Source organism: Streptomyces sp. NRRL F-5123, assembly GCF_000721495.1.
In the GTDB taxonomy this organism is placed as follows: Bacteria; Actinomycetota; Actinomycetes; order Streptomycetales; family Streptomycetaceae; genus Actinacidiphila.
Map to the genome: position 1 here is coordinate 93,671 of NZ_JOHY01000010.1, position 22,105 is coordinate 115,775.

General features: G+C 71.8%; 20 protein-coding genes. 8 read left to right on the plus strand and 12 right to left on the minus strand.

The window, feature by feature from the left end:
- The first annotated feature begins 121 nt into the window (after nt 1-121).
- Nucleotides 122-1,489 carry a DUF2201 family putative metallopeptidase gene (locus IH54_RS0112485; RefSeq protein WP_078862152.1) on the plus strand — a complete coding sequence of 456 codons (1,368 nt, stop codon included), beginning with the start codon at nt 122-124 and terminating at the stop codon, nt 1,487-1,489.
- Nucleotides 1,490-1,495: 6 nt separating this feature from the next.
- Here the strand turns inward: IH54_RS0112485 and IH54_RS0112490 are convergent, their stop codons facing one another.
- Nucleotides 1,496-1,918, minus strand: a complete 423-nt coding sequence (locus IH54_RS0112490; RefSeq protein ID WP_031515957.1) for a hypothetical protein — start codon at nt 1,916-1,918, stop codon at nt 1,496-1,498.
- Nucleotides 1,919-2,189: 271 nt separating this feature from the next.
- Here IH54_RS0112490 and IH54_RS0112495 point away from each other — a divergent pair, with 271 nt between their 5' ends.
- On the plus strand, nt 2,190-2,939 hold the full coding sequence (locus IH54_RS0112495; protein ID WP_052397348.1) for a nucleotidyltransferase family protein: 750 nt from the start codon (nt 2,190-2,192) through the stop codon (nt 2,937-2,939).
- Between the two features lie 93 nt (nt 2,940-3,032).
- On the opposite strand, the gene IH54_RS43050 is transcribed toward IH54_RS0112495, so the two are convergent.
- From IH54_RS43050 to IH54_RS0112510, 3 genes are read right to left on the minus strand one after another with little or no spacing between them, the layout of a single operon-like run.
- Nucleotides 3,033-3,353 (minus strand): helix-turn-helix domain-containing protein, encoded by a 321-nt coding sequence (locus IH54_RS43050; protein ID WP_420711738.1) that lies wholly within the window; start codon nt 3,351-3,353, stop codon nt 3,033-3,035.
- Complete coding sequence (locus IH54_RS0112505; protein ID WP_031515962.1) at nt 3,350-3,688, minus strand: helix-turn-helix domain-containing protein; 339 nt, start codon at nt 3,686-3,688, stop codon at nt 3,350-3,352. Before IH54_RS0112505 ends, IH54_RS43050 begins: the two co-directional genes overlap by 4 nt.
- Nucleotides 3,685-4,068, minus strand: coding sequence for a type II toxin-antitoxin system RelE/ParE family toxin (locus tag IH54_RS0112510; protein WP_031515965.1), 384 nt, complete (start codon nt 4,066-4,068; stop codon nt 3,685-3,687). Before IH54_RS0112510 ends, IH54_RS0112505 begins: the two co-directional genes overlap by 4 nt.
- Before the next feature lie 402 nt (nt 4,069-4,470).
- On the opposite strand from IH54_RS0112510, the gene IH54_RS0112515 reads away from it, so the two are divergent.
- Nucleotides 4,471-6,468 carry an alpha-glucuronidase gene (locus IH54_RS0112515; protein ID WP_031515967.1) on the plus strand — a complete coding sequence of 666 codons (1,998 nt, stop codon included), beginning with the start codon at nt 4,471-4,473 and terminating at the stop codon, nt 6,466-6,468.
- Between the two features lie 98 nt (nt 6,469-6,566).
- Here the strand turns inward: IH54_RS0112515 and IH54_RS0112520 are convergent, their stop codons facing one another.
- The 6 genes from IH54_RS0112520 to IH54_RS0112545 all read right to left on the minus strand — a co-directional run bounded on the left by IH54_RS0112520 (nt 6,567) and on the right by IH54_RS0112545 (nt 14,664).
- Nucleotides 6,567-8,597 carry a beta-galactosidase gene (locus tag IH54_RS0112520; protein WP_031515969.1) on the minus strand — a complete coding sequence of 677 codons (2,031 nt, stop codon included), beginning with the start codon at nt 8,595-8,597 and terminating at the stop codon, nt 6,567-6,569.
- On the minus strand, nt 8,594-9,283 hold the full coding sequence (locus IH54_RS0112525) for a hypothetical protein (RefSeq protein WP_031515971.1): 690 nt from the start codon (nt 9,281-9,283) through the stop codon (nt 8,594-8,596). Before IH54_RS0112525 ends, IH54_RS0112520 begins: the two co-directional genes overlap by 4 nt.
- A gap of 31 nt (nt 9,284-9,314) precedes the next feature.
- Nucleotides 9,315-10,862: a GH39 family glycosyl hydrolase gene (locus tag IH54_RS0112530; protein ID WP_031515973.1), complete on the minus strand. Its 1,548-nt coding sequence runs from the start codon at nt 10,860-10,862 to the stop codon at nt 9,315-9,317.
- A gap of 80 nt (nt 10,863-10,942) precedes the next feature.
- On the minus strand, nt 10,943-12,616 hold the full coding sequence (locus tag IH54_RS0112535; RefSeq protein ID WP_031515975.1) for an extracellular solute-binding protein: 1,674 nt from the start codon (nt 12,614-12,616) through the stop codon (nt 10,943-10,945).
- Between the two features lie 120 nt (nt 12,617-12,736).
- Nucleotides 12,737-13,621: a carbohydrate ABC transporter permease gene (locus IH54_RS0112540; RefSeq protein WP_031515976.1), complete on the minus strand. Its 885-nt coding sequence runs from the start codon at nt 13,619-13,621 to the stop codon at nt 12,737-12,739.
- A 35-nt stretch (nt 13,622-13,656) separates the two neighbouring features.
- Nucleotides 13,657-14,664 carry an ABC transporter permease gene (locus tag IH54_RS0112545; protein ID WP_031515978.1) on the minus strand — a complete coding sequence of 336 codons (1,008 nt, stop codon included), beginning with the start codon at nt 14,662-14,664 and terminating at the stop codon, nt 13,657-13,659.
- A 317-nt stretch (nt 14,665-14,981) separates the two neighbouring features.
- Between IH54_RS0112545 and IH54_RS0112550 the strand changes: the two genes are divergently transcribed.
- The 3 genes from IH54_RS0112550 to IH54_RS0112560 all read left to right on the plus strand — a co-directional run bounded on the left by IH54_RS0112550 (nt 14,982) and on the right by IH54_RS0112560 (nt 18,574).
- The gene (locus tag IH54_RS0112550) at nt 14,982-16,019 is read left to right on the plus strand and encodes a LacI family DNA-binding transcriptional regulator (protein ID WP_043180648.1); all 1,038 of its coding nucleotides are present in this window, start codon (nt 14,982-14,984) and stop codon (nt 16,017-16,019) included.
- 63 nt (nt 16,020-16,082) lie between these two features.
- Nucleotides 16,083-17,078 (plus strand): acetylxylan esterase, encoded by a 996-nt coding sequence (locus IH54_RS0112555; RefSeq protein WP_031515982.1) that lies wholly within the window; start codon nt 16,083-16,085, stop codon nt 17,076-17,078.
- A gap of 320 nt (nt 17,079-17,398) precedes the next feature.
- Nucleotides 17,399-18,574 (plus strand): serine hydrolase domain-containing protein, encoded by a 1,176-nt coding sequence (locus IH54_RS0112560; protein WP_031515984.1) that lies wholly within the window; start codon nt 17,399-17,401, stop codon nt 18,572-18,574.
- Nucleotides 18,575-18,577: 3 nt separating this feature from the next.
- On the opposite strand, the gene IH54_RS0112565 is transcribed toward IH54_RS0112560, so the two are convergent.
- A complete protein-coding gene (locus IH54_RS0112565; protein WP_159011798.1) occupies nt 18,578-19,873 on the minus strand; it encodes a hypothetical protein in 1,296 nt (431 codons plus the stop codon).
- 152 nt (nt 19,874-20,025) lie between these two features.
- On the opposite strand from IH54_RS0112565, the gene IH54_RS0112570 reads away from it, so the two are divergent.
- Together IH54_RS0112570 and IH54_RS0112575 are read left to right on the plus strand one after the other, a co-directional pair.
- Nucleotides 20,026-20,829, plus strand: coding sequence for an inositol monophosphatase family protein (locus tag IH54_RS0112570; protein ID WP_031515988.1), 804 nt, complete (start codon nt 20,026-20,028; stop codon nt 20,827-20,829).
- Nucleotides 20,830-20,948: 119 nt separating this feature from the next.
- A complete protein-coding gene (locus IH54_RS0112575) occupies nt 20,949-21,608 on the plus strand; it encodes an MSMEG_1061 family FMN-dependent PPOX-type flavoprotein (RefSeq protein WP_031515990.1) in 660 nt (219 codons plus the stop codon).
- Nucleotides 21,609-21,633: 25 nt separating this feature from the next.
- Here IH54_RS0112575 and IH54_RS0112580 read toward each other — a convergent pair whose 3' ends face one another.
- On the minus strand, nt 21,634-22,101 hold the full coding sequence (locus IH54_RS0112580) for an NUDIX hydrolase (protein WP_234343476.1): 468 nt from the start codon (nt 22,099-22,101) through the stop codon (nt 21,634-21,636).
- Nucleotides 22,102-22,105 lie beyond the last annotated feature (4 nt).

Genomic DNA, 22,105 nt, shown 5'->3' on the forward strand with positions numbered 1-22,105 from the left:
CGTACCCGCACCGGAGCCCCCGCCGGGACGCGCACCGGCACGCCCCGCGCCCGTGACCCCACCCGCCGGCCCGGCCCCCGAAGCCCAGGCGGCCCCGACCGCCCGCCCCACGCCCCGCCTCATGCCGCGCCGCCCGGCCCCGGCGCCCACCCCGCCCTCTCCCGAGGCCCTCAACCCGGGCGCGTCCGACGCGCAAGAAGCGTCCGACCCGCAGGCCACCTCCGCCCCCGCGACCGAGCAGCCCGCGCCCCCCGCCCCGGCCGCCGAGGTACCGCCCGACCTCGACTTCGACAAGCTCTACGCGGCCCGCCTCCTCGCCGCCCGCGCCCGCCCGTACCTCGCCAGCGCGCTGTTCGCGCTGCACGTCGTGCCCTCGCGCCACGTCCCGACGATGGCCGTCGACCCGTACTGGCGCTGCTACGCCGCGCCCGCCTTCGTCGCCTCGACGCCCGTCGAGGAGCTGGCGTCGGTGTGGGTGCACGAGGTGTCGCACCTGCTGCGCGACCACCTCGGCCGCGGCGAGAAGTACGCGCGCGAGCACGACGAGCACGGCCCGGCCGAGCGGCTGCGCCGCAACATCGCCGCGGACTGCGAGATCAACGACGACGCGTTCGGCCACGGCCTCCCCGTCCCCAAGGGCGCTGTCACCGCGCACAGGTTCGGGATCCCGCACGGCCTGCTGATGGAGGAGTACCTGGAGAAGATCCGGCTCGGGCCGTTCACCGAGCGGTTCAAGTGGCTCGACTGCGGCAGCGCGTTGGACGGGCACGGCCGGGCGTGGGACCTCGGGCCGGGCGGGTCGTGGAAGTTGAGCCCGCACGAGCGGGACGCGGTGCGCTTCCGGGTCGCGGAGGGGATCAAGGGCCGCCCGGGGGACGTACCGGAGGGCTGGCGGCGGTGGGCCGAGGAGGCCTTCCATCCGCCGCAGCCCTGGCGGCAGTTGCTGGGAGCGGCGGTACGGGCCGCGGCTGCGGGCGGCGGCACGGGCGGGGACTACTCGTACGGGCGGCCGGGGCGGCGCTCGTCGAGCGTGCCGGGAGCGGTGCTGCCGAGCCTGCGCCGCACGCCCCCTCGGGTGTGCGTGATCGTGGACACCTCGGGGTCGGTGAGCGACGCCGAACTGGGCAGCGCGCTGCTGGAGATCGCCGCGATCTCCGCGGCGGTGGGCGGCCGACGCGACCTGGTGGGCGTCCTCGCGTGCGACGCGGCGGCCGACGCGGTACGCCCGCTCACCGCCGCCCACGACATCGCGCTCATCGGCGGCGGCGGCACGGACCTGCGCGAGGGCTTCCACCGCGCCCTGCGCTCCCGCCCCTCCCCCGACGTCATCGTGGCCCTCACCGACGGCCAGACCCCCTGGCCCTCCCACGCCCCGCCCTGCCGCTCCGTGATCGGCCTCTTCCGCCGCCCGCCCCGCATCAACGAGGACAACCCCGAATACCGCCCGGACGCCCCGCCCGACTGGGCCCGCGTGGTGACGATCGGCTGACGTCGGCTACGTCGTCTTGAGCGGTTCCCTGAAGGACTTGCGGAACACCGGTCCGGCGAAGGGGATGATCGTGGACAGCACCTTGGCGGTGAACTTGGTGGGGTGCCGCTGGAGTTCGACGTCGATACGCGTGCCGTCGTCCTCGGGGGTGAGCTGGAAGACCCAGCCGCCCGGCCCGAACGGCTTCGACTCGCGGGTGGTGACGGTGACCTTGTTCGCCGCCGGGTCCCACTCGTAGCGGGCCCGCTCGAACGACTTCTCGTTCCCCTCGGTCACCTCCGCCCAGGTGTCCCCCCGCTCGTGCACCTCGAAGTGGTCGGCGTCGATCGACGGCCACTCCTCGATCCGCGCGGGGCTGAAGTCGGTCAGCACCCCCATCACCTCGGGCGGGCTCATGGAGGATTTCAGCTGCATGTGCAGGGCCGGCATGGCCTGCTCCCTTCCGCCGGAAGGCCCGGTTCTCACGGCGGCCCCGCGGTGCCGTACGCGCACGACGCGGTGGGCGGGAGCGGCCGCCGCCTCCTCCCAGCATGCGCCCGACCGCCGTCCGAGCGCATGCTGGGAGGAGTAGCCCACTCCCGGGAGCCGTCATGAACGTCGCCCGGCGGAGGTACGTGACGCGTGAACGGACCCCGAGGCTGGAAGGATGTGCTCCCGCCCGGTGCCGCACCGGCACCCACGGAACCGAGGGAGCGCGGGGATGACCGCAGCAGACGTGTCGCAGGCCTTGATCCTGGCGGGTGGGCAGGCCACCCGGATGCGGCCGTACACCGACGACGCCCCCAAGGCCATGGTGCCGGTCGCCGGGGCTCCGATCGTGGGGTACCAGCTGGTGTGGCTCGCGGCGCACGGAGTGCGGTCGGTGGTGATCAGCGGCGGTTACCGGCACGAGATGATCACCGACTACGTGGGCGACGGCTCGCGCTTCGGCCTCGACGTCCAATACGCCGTCGAGGATGAACCGCTCGGCCGCGGCGGCGGACTGAAGTTCGCCGCCCGCCAACTGGCCGACCCCGGCAGCCCGTTCTACGTCCTGAACGGCGACGTCATCAGCCGCTTCTCGCTCGCCGACTTCGCCGCGTACCACCACGCCAACGCGGGCGCCGTGACGGTCGCCCTGTCCCCGTACCGCTCCAACTGGGGAGTCGCCGACCTCGTCGACGGCAACCGCATCAAGGGCTTCACCCAGTCGCCGGAACTGCCGTACTGGATCAACGCCGGGGTGTACGTCTTCAACCCCGACGTCGTCGACCTGCTCCCTGCCAAGGGCGACCACGAGGACACGACCTTCCCCGAACTGGCCCGCGACGGCCGCCTGATCGGCTTCCGCGTCTCGGGCTACTGGCGCGGCATCGACACCGTGAAGGACGTGATCTCCGCTTCGCGGGAGGTCCTCGCCTCGGGCGATGTGCTGGACGCCGCCTACCGGACCACCGAGGTGGAGTTGTAGACCTGCCGCAGGCGAAGGAACGTAGGCGCAAGCGGAAAATCCTGCCGATCGCGCTCGGCTCGCTCCGCTGCGACGCCGACTGCCGCCTCCCCGCTACGGTCGAGCGCTATGACTGCCGACGATCACGTCGTCGTCGGAGTGGGAGTCGGAGTCTCCAGGATGACCGCCGCCGTCGTGCGGGGTGAGGCTGACGGTCAGGTCGGAGTCGAGGGCGCGGGCCAGGCGGCGCAGCAGCGGCAGGGTGGGCACCGTGCCGCCTGTTTCGAAGCGGGAGATCTGCGGCTGTTTCATTCCGCACCGCTCGGCCAGCTCCGTCTGGGAAAGCCCGAGCTCCGCGCGCCGGTCGCGAACGAGTCGGCCCAGCTCCCGGGCAAATGCCATGGGGGCGCCGTGCATGGCTCCTGCTCGACTCAAGCGGCCGGTGAGACGATGGTGACGGTGGGCTTGTCCCCGGCAGCAAGGTGCATGTCGACGGTGAGATCCAAGGCCCGGGCCAGGCGCATGATGACGGCGATGGGCGGCAGTTCGGTGGCGGTCTCGATGCCTTCGATCTCGTCGGTGGTGGTGTGCATCCGTTCGGCCAGATCAGCCTCACTCAGCCCAAGTTGCCGGCGCCGGTCGTAGACGGCCTTGCCCAGCGTCATGGCCAGGCCGGCTTCTTCGTAGACGCGGTCGTACTCGGGGTCGGCGTCCAGGTGTTCGCCGCTCAGCAGCCGGTGGCGGCGGGTCCTCCATTCGCTGTGGTTCATCGGTCCTCCTTGAGATCACGGCTGTAGAGGTCGTGTTCGGCGGCCGCCTGGTGCTCTGCTTCGCACAGTCGTTGAGCGGCGTGCGCCCGGTCCACTTCGGCCTGCTCGCGCAACTTGGTCTTGCGGAACGTCGTGAGCAGTACAACGCGTCGATCGGGCGCCAGCCAGTAGGTGATGCGCTGGTGTGCGTCGCCGAGGCGGAAACGCAACTCGCGGAGCTTGCCGCCCAGGTGGCGGGAGTGTGGTTCATCAAGCGTGGTGGGCTGCCCGGCGAGCAGGTCGGCGACGCGTTCCGCCTGCTTGTAGTGCTGGGCTGGGATGTTCTCCAGCCACAACCGCACTTCCGGCTCGACCTCGATCGAGTATCGCCCACTATCCATACCATCCATGCTATATGGCAGGGAGGAGATCGCCACACGATTCCGTGGCACAGACCCTGAGGCGGTCGACTCCGTGCCGCTTCGGCCGGCTCCGGTGCGACTGCGGCGGCCCCGGGACAGGGCACGGGGTCACCCCGACGCTCGCGGAGGGTGGCCGAATTCCGCGCACGGAAATCATCCCGATACCCCCCGCCATCACATGAGCGGGGGATTCCGCAATCCACCCGCCCGCTCACTCTCCGCTTCGAAACATTTCGGCCCGCCGAATATCTCGCACATCCTCCCACCAGGGCATTTACCCGCGAATTCGCAGTGAGTAGATTCGTCGGGTGAGCCCGGCGCGGGATGTGCGGAAGCGCGCATGCGCACCGGCAGGCAAACGAGACGGGAAATTCCGTGACGATGGACATGACGACCGACGTGCATGCGGCCTGGTTGCCGCCGGAGGCGTTCCGGGCGGTCGGGACGCGGCGGGTGCTGGTGGACGCCGCCGGCGGGGTGGCCGACACCGTGCGGGCCGAGGTGGAGCGGGCCTGCGGGGAGTACGGGGGGCGGGCCGGGGGCGGCGGGCCGTACGACCTGGTGTTCGAGCTCGGGGGGAGCGCCGGCCCCGAGGGGTACGTGCTGGAGCGGCGGGACGGGGTCACCCGGGTCGCGGCCGAGGAGGCGGCGGGGCTGCTGCACGGCTTCTTCCATGTCGTCCGGCTCGGGGAGGGGGCCTTCGGTGACGACTTCGCGGCGGCGGCGCACCGGCCCGCGCTGCGCACGCGCATGCTCGACCACTGGGACAACCTCACCGTCCACCCGGTCATGGGCGCGGTCGAGCGCGGGTATTCGGGGGGGTCGATCTTCTGGCGGGACGGCGAGCCGCTGCGCGACTTCCCGCGGGTGCGGGCGTACGCACGGCTGCTGGCGGCCACCGGGATCAACGCCGTCGCCGTCAACAACGTCAACGTGCACGCCGCCGAGACCCGGTTGCTCACCGAACGGCTCGCCGACGTCGCCGAGTTGGCGGACGTCTTCCGGCCGTACGGGATCCGGCTGCACCTCTCGGTGAATTTCGCCGCGCCCGTCGTCCTCGGCGACCTCACGACCGCCGATCCGCTGGACGACGCGGTCAGGAAGTGGTGGGCCGCCGCGGCCGACCGCGTCTACGAGGCCGTCCCGGACTTCGGCGGCTTCGTCGTCAAGGCCGACTCCGAGGGGCAGCCGGGCCCGTTCGCCTACGGCCGCACGCACGCGGACGGCGCGAACATGCTGGCCGCGGCCCTCGCGCCGCACGGCGGAGAGGTGCACTGGCGGGCGTTCGTCTACAACCACCAGCAGGACTGGCGCGACCGCTCGACCGACCGGGCGCGCGCCGCGTACGACCACTTCGCCCCGCAGGACGGGCAGTTCGCGGACAACGTGGTGCTCCAGGTCAAACACGGGCCGATCGACTTCCAGACCCGCGAGCCGGTCTCGCCGGTGATCGCGGCGATGCCGCGCACCAGGCTCGCGGTGGAGCTGCAGGTCACGCAGGAGTACACCGGGCAGCAGCGGCACGTGTGCTACCTCGGCCCGATGTGGAGCGAGGTGCTGGGGTTCCGGCCGTGGGGCGACGCGGGCCGGTCCGTCGCGGACCTCGCCGCGGACCCGGCGACCGGCGGCGGACTCGTGGCCGTCTCCAACGTCGGCGACGACCCGTACTGGACGGGGCACCCGCTCGCGCAGGCCAACCTCTACGCGTTCGGCCGCCTCGCGTGGGAACCGGGCGCGGACCCGCCGGCGCTGCTGGACGAGTGGATCGGGCTGACGTTCCTGCCGCTGCTGTCCCGCGACCGCGACCCGGAGCCGCTGCGCCGCACCCTCCACGCGCTGATGGACGGCTCGTGGCGGACGTACGAGCGCTACACCGCGCCGCTCGGCGTCGGCTTCATGGTCCGGCCCGGCAACCACTACGGGCCCGACGTCGACGGCTACGAGTACCAGCCGTGGGGCACCTACCACTTCGCCGACCGCGACGGCATCGGCGTGGACCGCACCCGCGCGACCGGCACCGGCTACACCGGGCAGTACCCGCAGCCCTGGTCGGACGTCTACGAGGACCTCGCGAGCTGCCCGGACGAGCTGCTGCTCTTCTTCCACCATGTGCCGTACGGGCATGTGCTGCACAGCGGTTCGACCGTCGTCCAGCACATCTACGACACGCACTTCGCGGGCGCCGACGAGGCCGCGGCGATGCGCGAGCGGTGGACGGAGCTGGAGGGTACGGGCCTGGTCGACGCGGCTCTGTACGCCCGGGTGCTGGAGCGGCTGGACGAGCAGGTGCGGTGCGCCGGGGAGTGGCGCGACCAGATCAACGCGTACTTCCTGCGCAAGTCCGGGGTCCCGGACGCGCACGGCCGCGCCATCCCGTGAGCCGACGCGTCCCGTAGGCCCCCGAGCCGGGGAAGCCGGACGCCGCCGTCCCCGGCAGGTGGGGGCGGCGGCGTCAAGAGGCCACGGAGCGCGAGGAGTTAGTGCTCGCGCAGCACCCGCACTCCGTGGCCGTCCAGGGTGACCTGCCCGCCCGCGGCGAACGTGTCGCCGGTCAGCAGATCCGTACCTCCGACGGCGGCCGGTGCGGTGACCGGCTGGTCGGAGTGGTTGAGCAGGAAGAGCAGCCGGGTGCCGTCGGGGGCCACCCGGGCGGCGGTCTCCAGGTGGGGCAGGCCGGGGTGGCGGGTGGCGACCCCGGCGGTGTCCAGCACCTGGCGGACGACCCAGTCGACGCCCGGCTGGTCGAGTCCGGCGGCGACGTACCAGCCGTGCCCGGACCCGAAGGTGTTGCGGGTCACGGCGGGGGTGCCCGCGTAGAAGTCGGCCTGGTAGCTGCCGACCGCGTCGGCGCCCTGCGGGATGACCAGCTCGAAGACCAGCCGGGCCGCGGACTCCACGGCGTCCGGGCCGGAGCCGAGCAGCACCGGGTTGGTGAACTCCGGCTCGCGGGCGTCCCATTCGTCGATGCGGATGCCCATGAGCGGGGCGAGCGGGCCCGGCACGTCGGCGAGGAAGGCGTTGTCGCTCTCGTCGACCCGGCCGGACAGGTAGCTCGCCAGCACCGAGCCGCCGCGCCGGGCGACGGCTTCGAGGCGCTGGGCCAGGTCGCCCTTGACCATGTGCAGGGCGGGGGCCACGACCACGTCGTAGCCGTCGAGTCCGGCGGTCACGGGGACCACGTCGACGTCGACGCCCGCCTCCCACAGTGCGCGGTAGTAGGCCAGCACGACCTGCGGGTAGCGGACATGGCGGTTGGGGCCGTCGGAGATCTCCAGCGTCCACCAGCTGTCCCAGTCGAAGAGCAGCGCGACCCTCGCCGGGGTGCGCGCGCCCAGCGCGACGGGACCGAAGTCCGCCAGCTCGGCGCCGAGCGCGGCCACCTCGCGGAAGACCCGGGTGTCGTCGCGGCCCGCGTGGTTGATGACCGCGCCGAAGAGCTTCTCGCTCGCGCCGCGCGAGGCCCGCATCTGGAAGTAGAGGACGGCGTCGGCGCCGTGCGCGATCGCCTGCCAGCTCCACAGCCGCATGACGCCGGGCCGCTTGACGGGGTTGACGTCGCGGCACGCGGTCGTGGTCGGGGCCTGCTCCATGAGCCAGAACGGCTGGCCGCCCTTGAGGCCGCGCATCAGGTCGTGGCTCAGGCCCATCCACGCCGGAGTGGTGTTCTCCGGCGGGTAGTTGTCCCAGGACGCGAAGTCCAGGTGCTCCGCCCAGCGGTGGTAGTCGATGGGCCGGTACATGCCCATGAAGTTGGTGGTGACGGGCAGGTCGGGGCTGAAGCGGCGGATCGCGTCCTTCTCGTCGCGGAAGTTGGCGAGCATCGCGTCGGACATGAAGCGCAGGTAGTCCAGGGTGATGCCCTGGAAGGCGGTGTGGTCGGGGCCGCGCCAGTGCTCGGTGAGCGCGGACGGCGGCTCGATCTCGTCCCAGTCGTAGAAGGTGTGCGACCAGAAGTCGGTGTACCAGGCGGCGTTGAGCGCCTCCAGCGTCCCGTAGCGCGTGCGCAGCCAGTCCCGGAAGCCCGCCGCGCACAGGTCGCAGTAGCAGGCGCCGCCGTACTCGTTGCCGATGTGCCAGGCGATGACCGACGGGCGGCCGGCGTAGCGCTCGGCGACCCGCGCCGCCAGCCCGGCGGACAGCCGGCGGAAGGCCGGGGCGCTGGGGCAGGAGTTGTGGCGCTGGCCGAAGCGGTGCTTGCGGCCCTCGAAGTCGGTGCGGGTCACCTCGGGGTAGGCGCGCGCGAGCCACGCGGGGTGCGCGCCCGTCCCCGTGGCCAGGCAGATCCGCCGGCCCTGCGCCTCGGCCTCGTCCACCGCCCGGTCCAGCACGGTGAAGTCGTAGGTGTCCTCGGCCGGTTGGGTCTTGGCCCAGACGAAGACGCCGAGGGTGACGGTGTCGATGCGAGCGGCGTCGAAGAGCCGGTAGTCGTCCTTCCACACGTGCTCCGGCCACTGCTCGGGGTTGTAGTCCCCGCCGAAGGGGGTGCTGGGCGTGACGGGCAGGCTCATGCGGTGAATTCCTCGCGGATCCGGTCGATCATCGGCCGGCTGTTGGTGAGCGTCACGGCGGCGATGACGGACGCGAGCAGGAAGGGCAGCAGCTGCGCACCTGCCAGGGTCACGGCGAAGGCGGCGGCCAGCACGCACAGGTTGCCGAGCGTCGCCTTGAAGCCGCGCACCAGGAAGAACGCGGCCAGCCGCGCGGTGTCGCGGGTGCGGAAGCTGAACAGTGCGCTGATGACCATGGCGTTGACCATCCACAGCGCGGAGACGGCCGCGAATGCGGCGAGCAGCCCGGTCCACCAGCCCGGCACGCCCGCCGCGTCCCGGTGGGTGAGGACGGTCGCGACGAGCGCCATCGCGACCAGCCAGGGGGTGAACACCTTGAGCGCGTCCACCGCGTTGGCGCGGTAGCCGCGCCGGAAGGCGCGCGCCGGGTGCAGTTCGGTGAGGTCGCGGCTGCGCCGCTGCCACGCGTAGAGCCCGGCGGACCACGCGGGTCCCGCGGGCAGCGCGCACAGCGCGGCCAGCGGCACGTTGCTCGCGTCGCGGTCGAGCAGCCCGAGCACCACCAGCCCGGGGGCCACCGCGACGAGCAGCAGCACCTCGACCACCAGCAGGCTGTAGACGAGGGCTGCGGCGCGGGCGAGCGGGCCCTCGCCGAACTCCTTGCGGGCTGCGGACGCGGCGCTCATGCGTGGCCTCCTGCGACGTCGGACGCGGCGCTCATGCCGGGCTCCCCTCCGGGGCCGAGGCGGGGTCGAGGCCGAGGAGCCGGCGCTCGTCCCACCACTGCGGGGTGCGGTCGGTGACCGGGGTCAGCTCCAGCAGGGTGACCTCGTGGCGGGCCAGGACGAGGTCGACCTCGACCCTCCCGCCGGCAACGGGCAGGCTGCGGTGGATGCGGGACGGCTCGGCGGCCTCCCGCAAAGCCGCCAGTTGCCGGCGGTCGGGCGACAGGGGGCGGCCCATCTCGGCCCACGCGGCCCACGCGTTGCCGGCGTCCTCGGAGACCGAGGAGCGGTGCGCGTAGACCGTGGCGTTGCCGGGGCCGCCGACCGGGACCGACAGCCGTACGGTGTGGCCGTCGACGACCTCGCCGGTGCCGGTGTGGTCCACGGGCGCCCAGGCCAGGACGGTGACCCGACCGTCGGCGTGCCGGGTGACGAGGTGGTCGGCGCCGCGCGCGAGGACGTCGCCGCCCATCCGGGCCATGAAGGCGTACAGGTGGTAGGTGGGCTTCTTGATCTGCCGGTGGGTGAGCAGCCCGAACCCGCCGTGGAAGAGGGCGGTGGGGATGCCGACCTCCTCGAACATGTCGCTGAAGGTCCAGTAGGAGAAGGAGTCCACCAGGTCGCCGCCGGCCGCCAGCACGGGCGCGAGGTACGCGGCGTGCAGCGCGGTGTCGTGCACCGGGTTGTCGGGGCGGTAGGAGGAGTTGAACTCCGTGATGTGCACGGGCAGTCCGGCGAGCTTGCTGCCCGCGAGCTGCTCGCGCGGCGCCGCGAACTGCTCCAGCAGCGCCGAGGCGGGCCCGAGCGTCTGGTGCACCCCGAAGGGGACGTGCTGCGCGGGACCGGTGGAGTAGGCGTGCCGGCTGACGAAGTCGCAGGGGGCGCCGCTGGCTTCGACGAATTCGGCGAAGCCGGTCATCCAGTGCGGCTGGTAGCCGGGCGCCAGCGAGGGCCCGCCGACCTGGAGCCCGGCGTCCACCTCCTTGACCGCCGCGGCGCTGACCTCGTAGAGGCGGTGGTAGGCGTCCTGGTCGGCGCCTTCCCAGAAGTCGGGGAGGTTGGGCTCGTTCCACACCTCGATGGGCCAGGTGCGCACCTCGTCGAGGCCGTAGCGGTCGACGAGGTGCGCGACCGTGCCGCGTACCAGGTCCGCCCACTCGCGCCAGTCGCGCGGCGGGGTGACGTTGCCCTTCCACCAGAAGACCGTCTGCTCGCCGGACGCCAGCTCGCCCGGCATGAAGCCGAGTTCGACGAAGGGCTTGATGCCGAGGTCGAGATAGGCGTCGACGACCTGGTCGACGTAGCTGAAGGAGTGCCGCACGTGCCGTGCCCCGGCGTGCTCGTACGGGCGGTGCACGCCGGTCTGGTCGCTCAGCAGGCCGTGGCCCCTGATGTGCCGGAAGCCGATGTCCTGCTGGACGAGGGCGAGCGAGTCCTGGTAGTCGCGCCGCAGGGCGAGGTCGAACCGGCCGGTCCCGACGCAGAAGCGCCACGCGTCCGTCAGATGTCCTGAAGGCTGGTCGGGTACTGGGATCCGCACAGTGGTGGTCCTTTACGAGGGTGCGTGTCTGCGTCGGTGCCGGCCGGTCCGGTGGGAGGGTCCCCGCTGCGGGCCGGGCGTCAGCTCTTGTCGGAGCCGTTCTTCTTGCTCTTGTAGCGGTCGTAGGCGCCGTTCACGAGGCTCAGGTACTGGTCGCCGTTCTTGCCCTTGAGCTCGCTCTTGAACTTGTCCCACTCGCTGAGCGGGCGCTTGCCGAGGATGAAGTCCAGGGTCTGCTGCTGGACGAAGTCCCACAGCGGCGCCTCGTAGAGCGAGAACTGCTCCTGCTCCTCGGAGTTGAGCGGGTACGGCGGCGGCACCGGGAGCGTCTTGCGGGCGGTCATGATCTTCTGGAATTCCTTCTCCTCGTCGGAGAAGACGGACTCCAGCAGCTGGGTGCTGCCGCCGTAGGCGAAGTTGCCGTTGGAGAAGCCGAAGTCGACGTTCAGCTTCTTCGTGCCGCTCGGGTTCAGACCGACGTAGTCGACGTCCTTGGCGAGCTTGAAGTTGCCTGCGGCGTCCTTGGTGTAGGTGACGCCCTCGACACCCCACTTGGCGAAGACCTGGCCCTCGTCGGAGTAGAACAGCCAGTCCACGAACTGCATGATCGCCACGAAGTCCTTGGAGTCGCGCGCCTTCGTGGAGATCATCAGGCCGTTCTCCAGGCGCGAGCCGACCTTGACCTCGCCCGCGGGGCCGACCGGCACCGGCATCTTGGTGACCTTGGCGCTCGGCACCGCCTTGGCCAGGCCCGGACGGTAGGTGTTGACGAGCTCCTGCGCGTTGGTGGAGATCACGAACGACTTGCCGGAGGTGAACTTCGCGTTGGCCTGGTCGTCGGTCTGCGTGAAGCTCTCCGGGTCGAGGAGCTTCTCCTTCACCAGCTTCGCGGTGTACTCCACCATCGCCTTGTACTGGTCCATCGCGCCGGTCAGCACGAACTTGTCCGAGGCGGTGTCGTACGTGGCGTTGTGGTAACCCCAGCCGCCGCCGTAACCGGCGCCGAACGCCTGGCCGAAGGTCTGCAGCATGGCGCCGGCCGGGTGGGGCTGGCTCCAGCGGTCCGACAGCGGGTACTTGTCGGGGTGCGCGGCCCTCATCGCCTTGAGGACGTTGTAGAGGTCGTCGAGCGTCTTGGGCATCTGCAGGCCCAGCTCGTCCAGGATGTCGGTGCGGATCGCGAAGGTGTAGTCGACCCAGACGTCCTCGTGCAGGCCCGGCAGCACGTAGTACTTGCCGTCGTCCTGCACGACGGTCTCGACGTCGCCCTGCAGGTTCCACCTCTTGATCTTGTCCTGGTAGTTGGGCATCAGGTGGACGTAGTCGCTGACGGCCAGGATCGCGCCGGAGGAGACGAACGCCACCTCCTGGCCGTAGTAGGTCTTGGGGATCAGGAAGGGGGCGTCACCGGCGCCGATCATGACGCTGCGCTTGTTCTCGTAGTCGCTCAGCGGGATGACGGTCGGCTTGAGCGTGACGTTCGTGCGCTTGGCCAGCTCGGTCCAGAAGAGCCAGTTGCCCTTCTCGGGGTAGCCGGGGTTGTCGTTGAGCATGGTGGTGAGGGTGAAGGGCTTCGTCGCCTTGAACTGGTCGCCGACGCCGAACTTGTCCATGGCGTCGGCTCTGTTCTTCGACAGGTCCGAGCTCTTCTTGTCGCCGCCGCCGTCGCTGCTGCAGGCGCTCAGGCCGAGCGTCGCCGCACCGAGCGTGGCGCCCAGCGAAACGAGCATCGACCGGCGGGAGATGTTGTTCATGGGGACTCCATTCCCGCCATGCGCGGGAGTTCGGGGTAGGGGGTGGTACGGGACGGGTCTGGCACGGGTGTTGCGTACGGGCCGCGAACGCGGCCCGCGCGCGGCGGCGCTCCCCGGGGGTCAGCCCTTGACGGCGCCGAGCGTGACCCCGGAGACGAAGTAGCGCTGGACGAAGGGGTAGACGACCAGGATCGGGAGGGTGGTCAGCACGATCGTCACGGCCTGGATGTTGGCGCCGATCGCGGTCGCGTCCGCCTCCGAGAAGCCCACGGAGGTGCCGCCGGTGGCACCGGCGATCATGTTGCGCAGGTAGACGGTGACCGGCATCAGGTCGGAGTGGTCCATGTAGAGGAAGGCCGTGAACCACGAGTTCCAGAAGGACACCGCGTAGAAGAGCACCATCGTGGCCAGCACCGCCTTGGACAGCGGGAGCACGACGCGCCACAGGATGCCGTACGTGTTCAGGCCGTCGATCGCGGCGGCCTCCTCCAGCTCCACCGGCAGACCCTCGAAGAAGGCCTTCATCACCAGCAGGTTGAACACGCTGATCGCATTGGGCAGCGCGATGGCCCACACGCTGTTCTTCAGGCCGAGCGTGGTGACCAGGATGTAGTTCGGGATCAGGCCGCCGCTGAAGAACATCGTGAAGACGGCGACACCGACCAGCACCCCGCGGCCGCGCAGGTCCTTCTTGGACAGCACGTACGCGTAGCAGGTGGTCAGCACCATTGCCACGACCGTGGCGGCGACGGTGTAGACGACCGTGTTGCGGTAGTCCGTCCAGAACAGCGAGTTGCTCATCACGGCCTTGTAGGTCGTGACGTTGAAGCCGCGCGGCCAGAGGCTGACCTTGCCCGACCGGATGTAGCCGTCCTCGCTGAAGGAGCGGGCCACGATGTTGACCACCGGGTAGAGCGTCACCACGACGACCCCGAGCAGGATCAGCGTGTTGACCACCTGGAAGACCCGGTAGCTGCGGCTGGTGCTGATCCCGGCCGGCCGCATCGTCGGCCGGTCGTCGGTGGCGGTTGTGTCGAGGGCTACCACAGGCTCGTCCCCACTGTGCGACGTGAAATCCGGTTGGCCGTGACGATCAGCACCAGCCCGATCACGGACTCGAACAGCCCGATCGCGGCGGCATAGCTGAAGTTGTTGGAGACGACGCCCATCCGGTACAGGTACGTGGAGATGACATCCGCCGTCGGGTACGTCAGCGGGTTGTAGAGGAGCAGGATCTTCTCGAAGCCCACCGCCATGAACGTGCCGATGTTGAGGATCAGCAGCGTGACCATGGTGGGCCGGATGCCCGGCAGCGTGACGTGCCAGGTCTGCTTCCAGCGGTTGGCGCCGTCGATCCGCGCGGCCTCGTAGAGGTTGTCGTCGATCGAGGTGAGCGCGGCCAGGTAGAGGATCGTGCCCCAGCCGACCGTCTGCCACAGCTCGGACGACACGTAGATGGAGCGGAACCAGCCGGGCTCCTGGATGAACAGGATCTGCTTGTGCCCGAAGTGCCGGATCGCCTGGTTGACCGGGCCGTCGGCGGCCAGGAACTGCATGACCACACCGGCCACGATGACCGTCGACAGGAAGTGCGGCAGGTAGGAGATCGACTGCACCAGCCGCTTGAACTTGCGGCTGCGCACCTCGTTCAGCAGCAGCGCCAGGATGATCGGCATCGGGAAGGCGAAGACCAGCGTCAGCACGCCCATGTACAGGGTGTTCCAGAAGACGTGCCAGAACTGCGGGTCGTGCCAGAAGAGCTTGAAGTAGCGCCAGCCGACCCACTCGTCGCCGAACATGCTGCTGCCGGGGTGGTACCGCCGGAAGGCGATGACGTTCCCGAGCATCGGCAGATACCGGAAGATCGCGAAGAACAGCAGCGGCAGCACCGCGAGTGAATAGAGCTGCCAGTCGCGGCGCAGCGACTGCCGCCAGGACCGTTTTGCCCCCTTGGCAGGCTTACCGCCCTTGGGGCGGGTCCGGGCGGATTTCCGCCCGCCCGCGCCAGAGGCTTCGGACGGCAGGTCCACCGTCCCCATCGTGCTCATCGTCGGGCCTCCGTGCGGTGGATGGGTGACGCACGCCCACCTCGGCTGGCGCTGGTTCAACCATGCGCAGGACCGCGCCGACCTCCAGGAGGCGGCAAGACAGGAGCGGGCGAAGTCGAAACTTTCGACATTCTTGCTTAATGTGTCGGGCAGCCTAAGGACGTGGCAGAACAGGTGTCAATAGGTGGGACAGCAGCATTCGAGCCTGGTCTGGCCTCATCAAGTGCCGTATATTCGCCATCTGCCCACCCCATGGGCACAGCTTGTTTCCGTAGATGTGTCGAAACTTTCGACACCCTGCAGCGTAGGGCACCTCCGTGACCAGTACCGATCCAGCAGGCGGGCAGCGGGCCGCGACGATCGCCACCATCGCCAGCGAGGTGGGCGTCTCAGTGGCGACCGTCTCCAAGGTCCTCAACGGACGAGCGGACGTGGCCGACGAGACCCGGGCGCGGGTCGAGGCCAGCCTCGAACGCCACCGCTACCGGCGCAGAAGCCGCCGTACGAACGAACCGAGCAACCAAGTACACCTGGTCTTCCACGAGTTCGACTCCGCGTGGGCCATGGAGATCATCCGCGGCGTGGAGGAGGCGGTGACCGCCGCCGGGATCGAACTGGTGCTCACCCAGCTCGGCGGCGTGCACCGGCCGCAGGACACCTGGCTGGACCTGATCGTCGGCCGCCGGCCGCTCGGCGTGCTCCTCGTCCAGTGCGGGCTCGCCGAGGCCCAGCAGGAGAAGCTGCGCCGCCAGCGCGTCCCCTTCGTCGCCGTCGACACCGACAGCGCGACCCCCGCCGCCGTCCCCACCGTCGGCTCCAACAACTGGAACGGCGGCCTCATCGCCGCCCGCCACCTGCTCGAACTCGGCCACCGCCGGATCGCCGTCATCGCCGGCCCGGAGGACCTGCTGTGCAGCCGCGCCCGCCTCGCCGGCTTCAGCAGCGCCCACGACGAGGCCGGTCTCACCATGGACCTCGGCCTCGTCCGGCACGGCAACTTCTACCTCGACGCCGGATACCGGCACGGCATGGAGCTGCTCCAGCTCCCCGACCCGCCCACCGCGATCTTCGCCGGATCCGACGCCCAGGCCATGGGAGTCCTGCGCGCCGCACGGCAGTTGGGGCTGCGGCTGCCGGACGACCTGTCCGTCGTCGGCTACGACAACCTGCCGGTCGCCGCCTGGATGGAACCGGCGCTCACCACCGTCCACCAGCCGCTGCACGACATGGCCGCCACCGCCACCCGCATGCTGCTGGACCTCGCGGCCGGCGCGGACGTCCCCACCAAGCGCATCGACCTGGGCACCGAACTGGTCGTCCGGGAGAGCACGGCGCCGCCCAAACCCGGGCCCTGAACGGCCTCCCCCCGCACGGCGTTCCGCCGCCCCGACCCCGAACCCCTCACGCTGGAGGACCCCGTGGCCCTGTTCGACCTACCGATCGGCGAGTTGCAGGCCTACGCGCCCGACGTGCGCGAGCCCGACGACTTCGACGCGTTCTGGGCCGCCACCCTCAAACAGTCCGACACCGCGCCCGTCCTCCTCGACGTCCGCCGCGCCGACACCGACCTCAGCCTCGTCGAGACCTGGGACGTCACCTTCGCCGGCTTCGGCGGCCACCCCGTCCGCGGCTGGTTCACCCGCCCCGCGGGCGTCTCCGCGCCGCTGCCCGCGGTCGTCGAGTACCTCGGGTACGGGCGCGGTCGCGGCCTCCCGCACGAGCGCCTGGCCTGGGCGAACGCCGGATACGCGCACCTGCTCATGGACAGCCGCGGCCAGGGCGACCTCTACGGCAACGGCGGCGACACCCCCGACCCGGACGCCGGCACCCTCGGCGGCCCCGGCGTCGTCGTCCGCGGCATCCTCGACCCGCACGACTACTACTACCGCCGCCTCGTCACCGACGCGGTGCGCGCGGTCGCGGCGGTGCGGGCGCTGCCCGGCGTCGACCCGGCGCGCGTCGCCGCGGTCGGCAACAGCCAGGGCGGCGGCCTCGCCCTCGCCGTCGCCGGCCTCGTCCCCGACCTCGCGGCCCTCATGATCGCCGCGCCCTTCCTCTGCCACGTGCAACGCGCCATCGACATCACCGACGCGGAGCCGTACGGCGAGGTCGTCCGCTACCTCGCCGTCCACCGCGAGGCGGAGGAGCACGTCCGGACGACGCTGTCCTACGTCGACGGCGTCAACTTCGCGCGGCGCGCGTCCGCGCCCGTCCACGTGGGCGTGGGCCTGCGGGACACGGTGTGCCCGCCGAGCACGGTGTTCGCGGCGTACAACCACTACGGCTCCGCCGCCGCGGGGGCGGACGCGGTGGAGCGGGCCGTCCATGTCTACCCGTTCAACCACCACGAGGGCGGCGAGGCGTTGCACGCCGCCCGCCAACTCGCGTGGCTCCGCGCCCGGATGGCGCCCTGAGCCGGTGGCTGCCGCCGCGGGGTGGGCGTTTCCCGCTGCCGCGGGGGGTGAGCGCTCCCGCTGCCGCGGGGGGTGAGCGTTTTCAGGGGCGCGTGGGGGCACCTCCCAGGCGGAGCCCTGGGGGGAGAACTGCGCGCGCAGCCCACCACCGGCCGGTGGTCCTGGGGGCGCCCCCAGGCGGAGCTCTGGGGGAGAACCGTACTGCCCCTTCGGACCTGTGACGACCTGCGCCCCGCAGGGGCTGGGGGTACCGCCCAGGCGCCCTGAAACGCGCACCCCGCGCGGCAGCGCAAACGCACCCCGCGGGTGAAGATGGGCTCATGACGATGATCCACGGAGAAGCCGCCACCCGATTCGGCGGCGTCAGAGCCGCGTTCGCGGAGAACTTCACCGAGCGCGGGGACACCGGCGCGGCGTTGTGCGTGTACGTGGACGGCGAGGCCGTCGTCGACCTGTGGGGCGGCCTCGCCGACCCCGCGGCGAACCGCCCGTGGCAGCGGGACACGCTCCAGCTGGTGTACTCCGCCACGAAGGGTGTGGTCGCCACCGCGGCCCATATGCTCGCCGAGCGGGGCGAGTTGGACCTCGACGCGCCTGTCGCCCGCTACTGGCCGGAATTCGCCGCGAACGGCAAGGGCGGGATCCCGGTGCGCTGGCTGCTCTCCCACCGCGCCGGGCTGGTCGCGCTGGACGAGCCCGTACCGCTCGCGGACGCGCTCGCCTGGACGCCGATGGTCGACGCGCTCGCGGCGCAGAAGCCGCAGTGGACGCCGGGGACGGCGCACGGCTACCACGGGCGGACGTTCGGATGGCTGGTCGGCGAGGTGATACGCCGGGTGTCGGGCCGTACGCCGGGGCGGTTCCTCGCCGAGGAGATCGCGGCCCCGCTGGGCGGCCTGGACTTCTTCGTCGGCCTGCCGCCCGCCGAGCGCGAGCGGGTGAGCGTCATGTCCTACCCCGCGCCGGAGGTCGATCTCGCCTCGCTGCCGCCCGAGTCGTTGCCCGCTGAGATCCGCGACGCGGTGGCGATGTGGGCGGATCCGCAGTCGCTGGCGAACCGCGCGTTCGCCGTGACGGACCCGGCGGACGTGGACTTCGGGTCCGCGGAGGTGCAGGCCGCCGAGATCCCGTCGTCGAACGGCATCTGCACCGCCCGTGCGCTGGCGCGGATCTACGCGGCGCTGGTCGGCGAGGTGGACGGGGTGCGGCTGCTGTCGCCGGAGACGGTGGCGGCGGCGACCGTGCAGCAGTCGGCGGGCCCGGACCTGGTCATGGGCTTCCCGAGCCGCTTCGGGTCGGGCTTCATGCTGCCGACCCTGCTCGCGCCGCTGACCGGCCCCGCCGCCTTCGGGCACCAGGGGCGGGGCGGTTCGCTGGCCTTCGCCGACCCCGAGCGGGGGCTGGCATTTGCCTACGTCGTGAACACCATCGTGGAGGGTGCCGACGACCGGCGCGCCGCCACGCTGGTCAACGCGGTGCGGGCGGCTCTGGCCTGAGCGCTACCCGCGCGGGGCGGCCGTGGCCCACAGGTCGGCGTTGCCGGCGATCAGGATGCGACCGCCCGCGAGGGTGACGACGGTGGTCGGCGGGTTCTCGGAGCAGCCGAGGCCGCCGCGCCGCCACTTCGCGGTGTCGGCGGTGCCGTCCCCGATCCACACCGAACCGCACGCCACCGAGCGGGCTTCGGGCTTCGGCTTGGGCTGGTGGGCGGAGCCGACGAGTACGGGGTGCCCGTTGCCGTCGACGGTCGCGGCGACGACCTCGCCGCTGCCCATCGCCGCGGTGTCGGCCCGCGACCAGTGCCGTCCGTCGGTGCTGGTGAGGACCAGCGGCAGCGTCGCGGAGACCCCGCCGGGCGCGGCATACCCGCCCACCGCGTACCAACGGCCGGACGCGTGCAGGACGTTGGTGACGACCGTGCCCGCGGGGGTGCCGGTGACCCGGCCGGCGGTCCAGTGCGTACCGGAGTCCGCGCTGTACCAGAACGGCAGTGTGCCGTCGGGGGTGTGGTAGTCGTACGCGTTGCTCGCCTTCAGGGCAACGGCGACGACCTGTGTGCCGTTCACGGCGAACCCGCCGACGGGCGTGGGGGGTTGGAGGCCGTCCACGGTCGGCAGCGGGACCCGGCGCACGGTGCGGCCCGCGTCGTCCGACGCGAGGACGTACGGCGTCTCGACCTGGTGGACGTACTCCCCGCCGCCGATCAGCAGCCGGTCACCCACCTTGACGGCGGTGTTGACCGAGGCGTCGTCGGAGGTCTCCTCCTCGGGGCGCAGGCGGAAGGTCAACGGCAGCTCGGCCAGGGTCGTCTGCTTGCCGCCGGGCGCCCGCAGGGTGAGGTGGCCGCCGACGCCGAGGAGCGCGCCCCCGGTCCACGGCACGACGACGTCGGCGGCGAGGCCGCCGCCCGTCCACCCGGTGCGCATCGAGTACGGCTTGTCGTCCTCCTTGTCCGCCGCGGGCCGCGGGGTGATCGCGAAGGACGTACAGCCCTTGGAGCCGGTCCAGTTGACGTTCGCGTAGTGGTAGCCGTTGTTGTACGTGCCGATGCCGAGGGCGCAGTCGCCCAGCGGGACGAGCTGCCGCAGCCCCTCGCCGGGGGCGACGTACGGTTCGGAGCCCGGGTATTCCACGGACGCGTACTCGACGGCGTTCGCGTACCGGGTGAAGCCGAACTTCGTGGCGCTCGTGTCCCCGCCACCTGCTCCGTGCGCGGTGCCGCAGCCCGCGAGCGCCAGCGGCGCACACGCCGCGAGGCCCGCGATGACCGCGAGCCGCCCCCCTCGTGGTGTCATGCCGCCCACGCTAGCCGAGCGGCCGGCCTCGCGGCCGGGCGGTTCCGGGACGGCCCCGGGGCCAAGAGGTCGCGTGGCGGGCCTCCGCGGCGTCGCGTGCCCCGGCACCTCCCCCACGCGGGACCCGCACGCCGCCCCCTAACCTTCCTGTCATGATCAGCTCCTACACACCGGCCGCGGACGCCGAGGTCGCGGCGGCCGCCGCCAAGGCAGGCGCGGACGTGGTCCGCGCGATGTACGGGACGCGGCTGGACCGCGTCGACAAGGGCGGCGGCGACTTCGCGACCTCCGCGGACATCGAGGCCGAGAAGACGATCCTGGGCGTCCTCCGCGCCGCCCGCCCCGACGACGCGTTCCTCGGCGAGGAGGGCGGACGGCAGGGCGGTGCGGCCGGCACGCAGCGGGAGTGGCTGGTCGACCCGCTGTGCGGCACCCTCAACTACGCGGCCGGCACGATGCTGGTGGGCGTCAACGTGGCGCTGCGCGGCGGGCCCGCGGCCGTCGCCGACCCCTTCTCCGGCGAGGTCTTCTGCACGGACGGCACCACCGCCTGGCTCCGCGAGGACGGCGCCGCGTCCTCCCCCCTGGCACCGTCCGCCGCGACCCGCCTCGTCGACGTCAACCTCGACCCGCTGGCCCGCGGCCCCTACGGCTTCCGCGCCCTCGACATGCTGGCCGACCCCGCCTTCGACGAGCACTTCCGCACCCGCGTCGGCTCCACGTCCCTGGCCCTCGCCTGGGTCGCCACCGGCCGCCGCGCCGCCTACGTCACCGACGGCGGCGACGTCGCCTCCAGCGTCCACTTCGCCGCCGGCATCGCCCTGTGCCGCGCTGCCGGCTGCACCGTCACCGCCCTCGACGGCTCCCCCCTCACCCCGACCACCCGCGGCCTCCTCGCAGCGGCGGACGCCCCCACGCACGCACGGCTGCTGTCCATCGTCACCGCGACGCACTGAGTCCCGGGGCCGCGCGGGCGGTTCCGGCTGCACGCCGGACACCCCGCGCGGCCCCGCGCGGCCCCGCCGGGCACGACCGGGCACCACCGGGCGCGGACCGGCTGGTTAGGGTCGACGGCATGACGACACCCCTCGCCGGCAGCGCCTTCGACTCCCTCCGCCTCGACGCCGTGCCCGACCGGGAGGCGCTGCGCCGTGCGTACGCACTCCCCAGCGACGCGGCCGTGCGCAAGCAGATGACCGAACTCACGCCCCAGACACGGCGGTTGATCGGCTGCGCGGCGCTGGTCCTGATCGCCAGCGCGGACGCCGAGGGCAACTGCGACGTCTCGCCGCGCGGCGGCCCTCCCGGCTTCGTCTCCGTCCTGGACGACCGGACCGTGGCGATACCCGACGCGACCGGCAACAAGCGCCTGGACACCCTCCAGAACGTCATCGCCACCGGCCGCGCCGGCCTCCTCTTCGTCATCCCCGGCCGGACCACCACCCTGCGGGTGAACGGCCGCGCCGTCGTCTCCACCCGCCCGGACCTCCTCTCCCAGCTCACCCCCGTGGGCAAGCCCCCCGCCGGCGCCCTGGTCCTGGGCATCGAGGAGGTCTACCCCCACTGCCCCAAGTCCCTCCTCCGCAGCGCCGCCTGGAAGCCCGACCAGTGGCTCCCGGCGGACGCCCAGCCCACCTCGGCCGAAGTCACCCTGGCCCAACTGCGGATGCCCGAACTGACGATCGCCGACATCGAGCAGGCGGAGGCGGACTCGCTGAAGTACCGCTACGAGTGACGGACCGGGCCCGGCCCCGCGAGGCTCAACGGCAAGGCGTGCCCGCGGGCTTGTGCCAGCCGTGGAGGGAGAAGGGCTCGCCCTTGAGCCAGTGGCCGATCCCGTAGGCGTTGTACGGGACGGTGTTGTCCGGCAGGACGTCGGCCGGGTGCCAGGACAGGCCCGCGCACTTGTGGGGCTCCATGTTCCGGGGCTCGCCGTGCCAGTACCGGGCGGTGAAGAACCAGCCGACCCGGGTCTCCCCCTCAGGATTGCGGAAGTGCATGACGTGCACGATCCGCAGCGCCTCGCGCTCGACGACGATTCCGGTCTCCTCGCGGGCCTCACGTATCACGGCCGCACAGACGTCCTCGCCCTCGTCGAGCTTGCCGGACGGGAGGTTCAGCATCCCGTCGGCGTAGCCGGTGCCCCGCCGCTCGGCAAGGCACACGGCACCGTCGCGCTCGCGCTGCAGGATGAGCATCACGTCGTTCACGGGGCGTTGCGGGGCCACTTCG

Coding starts and splice junctions, on each gene's coding strand:
- IH54_RS0112510 (WP_031515965.1), bottom strand. CDS start 4,068: ATGGATAGTGGGCGATACTCGATCGAGGTCGAGCCGGAAGTGCGGTTG.
- IH54_RS0112515 (WP_031515967.1), top strand. CDS start 4,471: ATGGACATGACGACCGACGTGCATGCGGCCTGGTTGCCGCCGGAGGCG.
- IH54_RS0112520 (WP_031515969.1), bottom strand. CDS start 8,597: ATGAGCCTGCCCGTCACGCCCAGCACCCCCTTCGGCGGGGACTACAAC.
- IH54_RS0112525 (WP_031515971.1), bottom strand. CDS start 9,283: ATGAGCGCCGCGTCCGCAGCCCGCAAGGAGTTCGGCGAGGGCCCGCTC.
- IH54_RS0112565 (WP_159011798.1), bottom strand. CDS start 19,873: ATGACACCACGAGGGGGGCGGCTCGCGGTCATCGCGGGCCTCGCGGCG.
- IH54_RS0112490 (WP_031515957.1), bottom strand. CDS start 1,918: ATGCCGGCCCTGCACATGCAGCTGAAATCCTCCATGAGCCCGCCCGAG.
- IH54_RS0112570 (WP_031515988.1), top strand. CDS start 20,026: ATGATCAGCTCCTACACACCGGCCGCGGACGCCGAGGTCGCGGCGGCC.
- IH54_RS0112575 (WP_031515990.1), top strand. CDS start 20,949: ATGACGACACCCCTCGCCGGCAGCGCCTTCGACTCCCTCCGCCTCGAC.
- IH54_RS0112545 (WP_031515978.1), bottom strand. CDS start 14,664: ATGAGCACGATGGGGACGGTGGACCTGCCGTCCGAAGCCTCTGGCGCG.
- IH54_RS0112540 (WP_031515976.1), bottom strand. CDS start 13,621: ATGCGGCCGGCCGGGATCAGCACCAGCCGCAGCTACCGGGTCTTCCAG.
- IH54_RS0112535 (WP_031515975.1), bottom strand. CDS start 12,616: ATGAACAACATCTCCCGCCGGTCGATGCTCGTTTCGCTGGGCGCCACG.
- IH54_RS0112505 (WP_031515962.1), bottom strand. CDS start 3,688: ATGAACCACAGCGAATGGAGGACCCGCCGCCACCGGCTGCTGAGCGGC.
- IH54_RS0112495 (WP_052397348.1), top strand. CDS start 2,190: ATGACCGCAGCAGACGTGTCGCAGGCCTTGATCCTGGCGGGTGGGCAG.
- IH54_RS0112560 (WP_031515984.1), top strand. CDS start 17,399: ATGACGATGATCCACGGAGAAGCCGCCACCCGATTCGGCGGCGTCAGA.
- IH54_RS0112485 (WP_078862152.1), top strand. CDS start 122: ATGCCGCGCCGCCCGGCCCCGGCGCCCACCCCGCCCTCTCCCGAGGCC.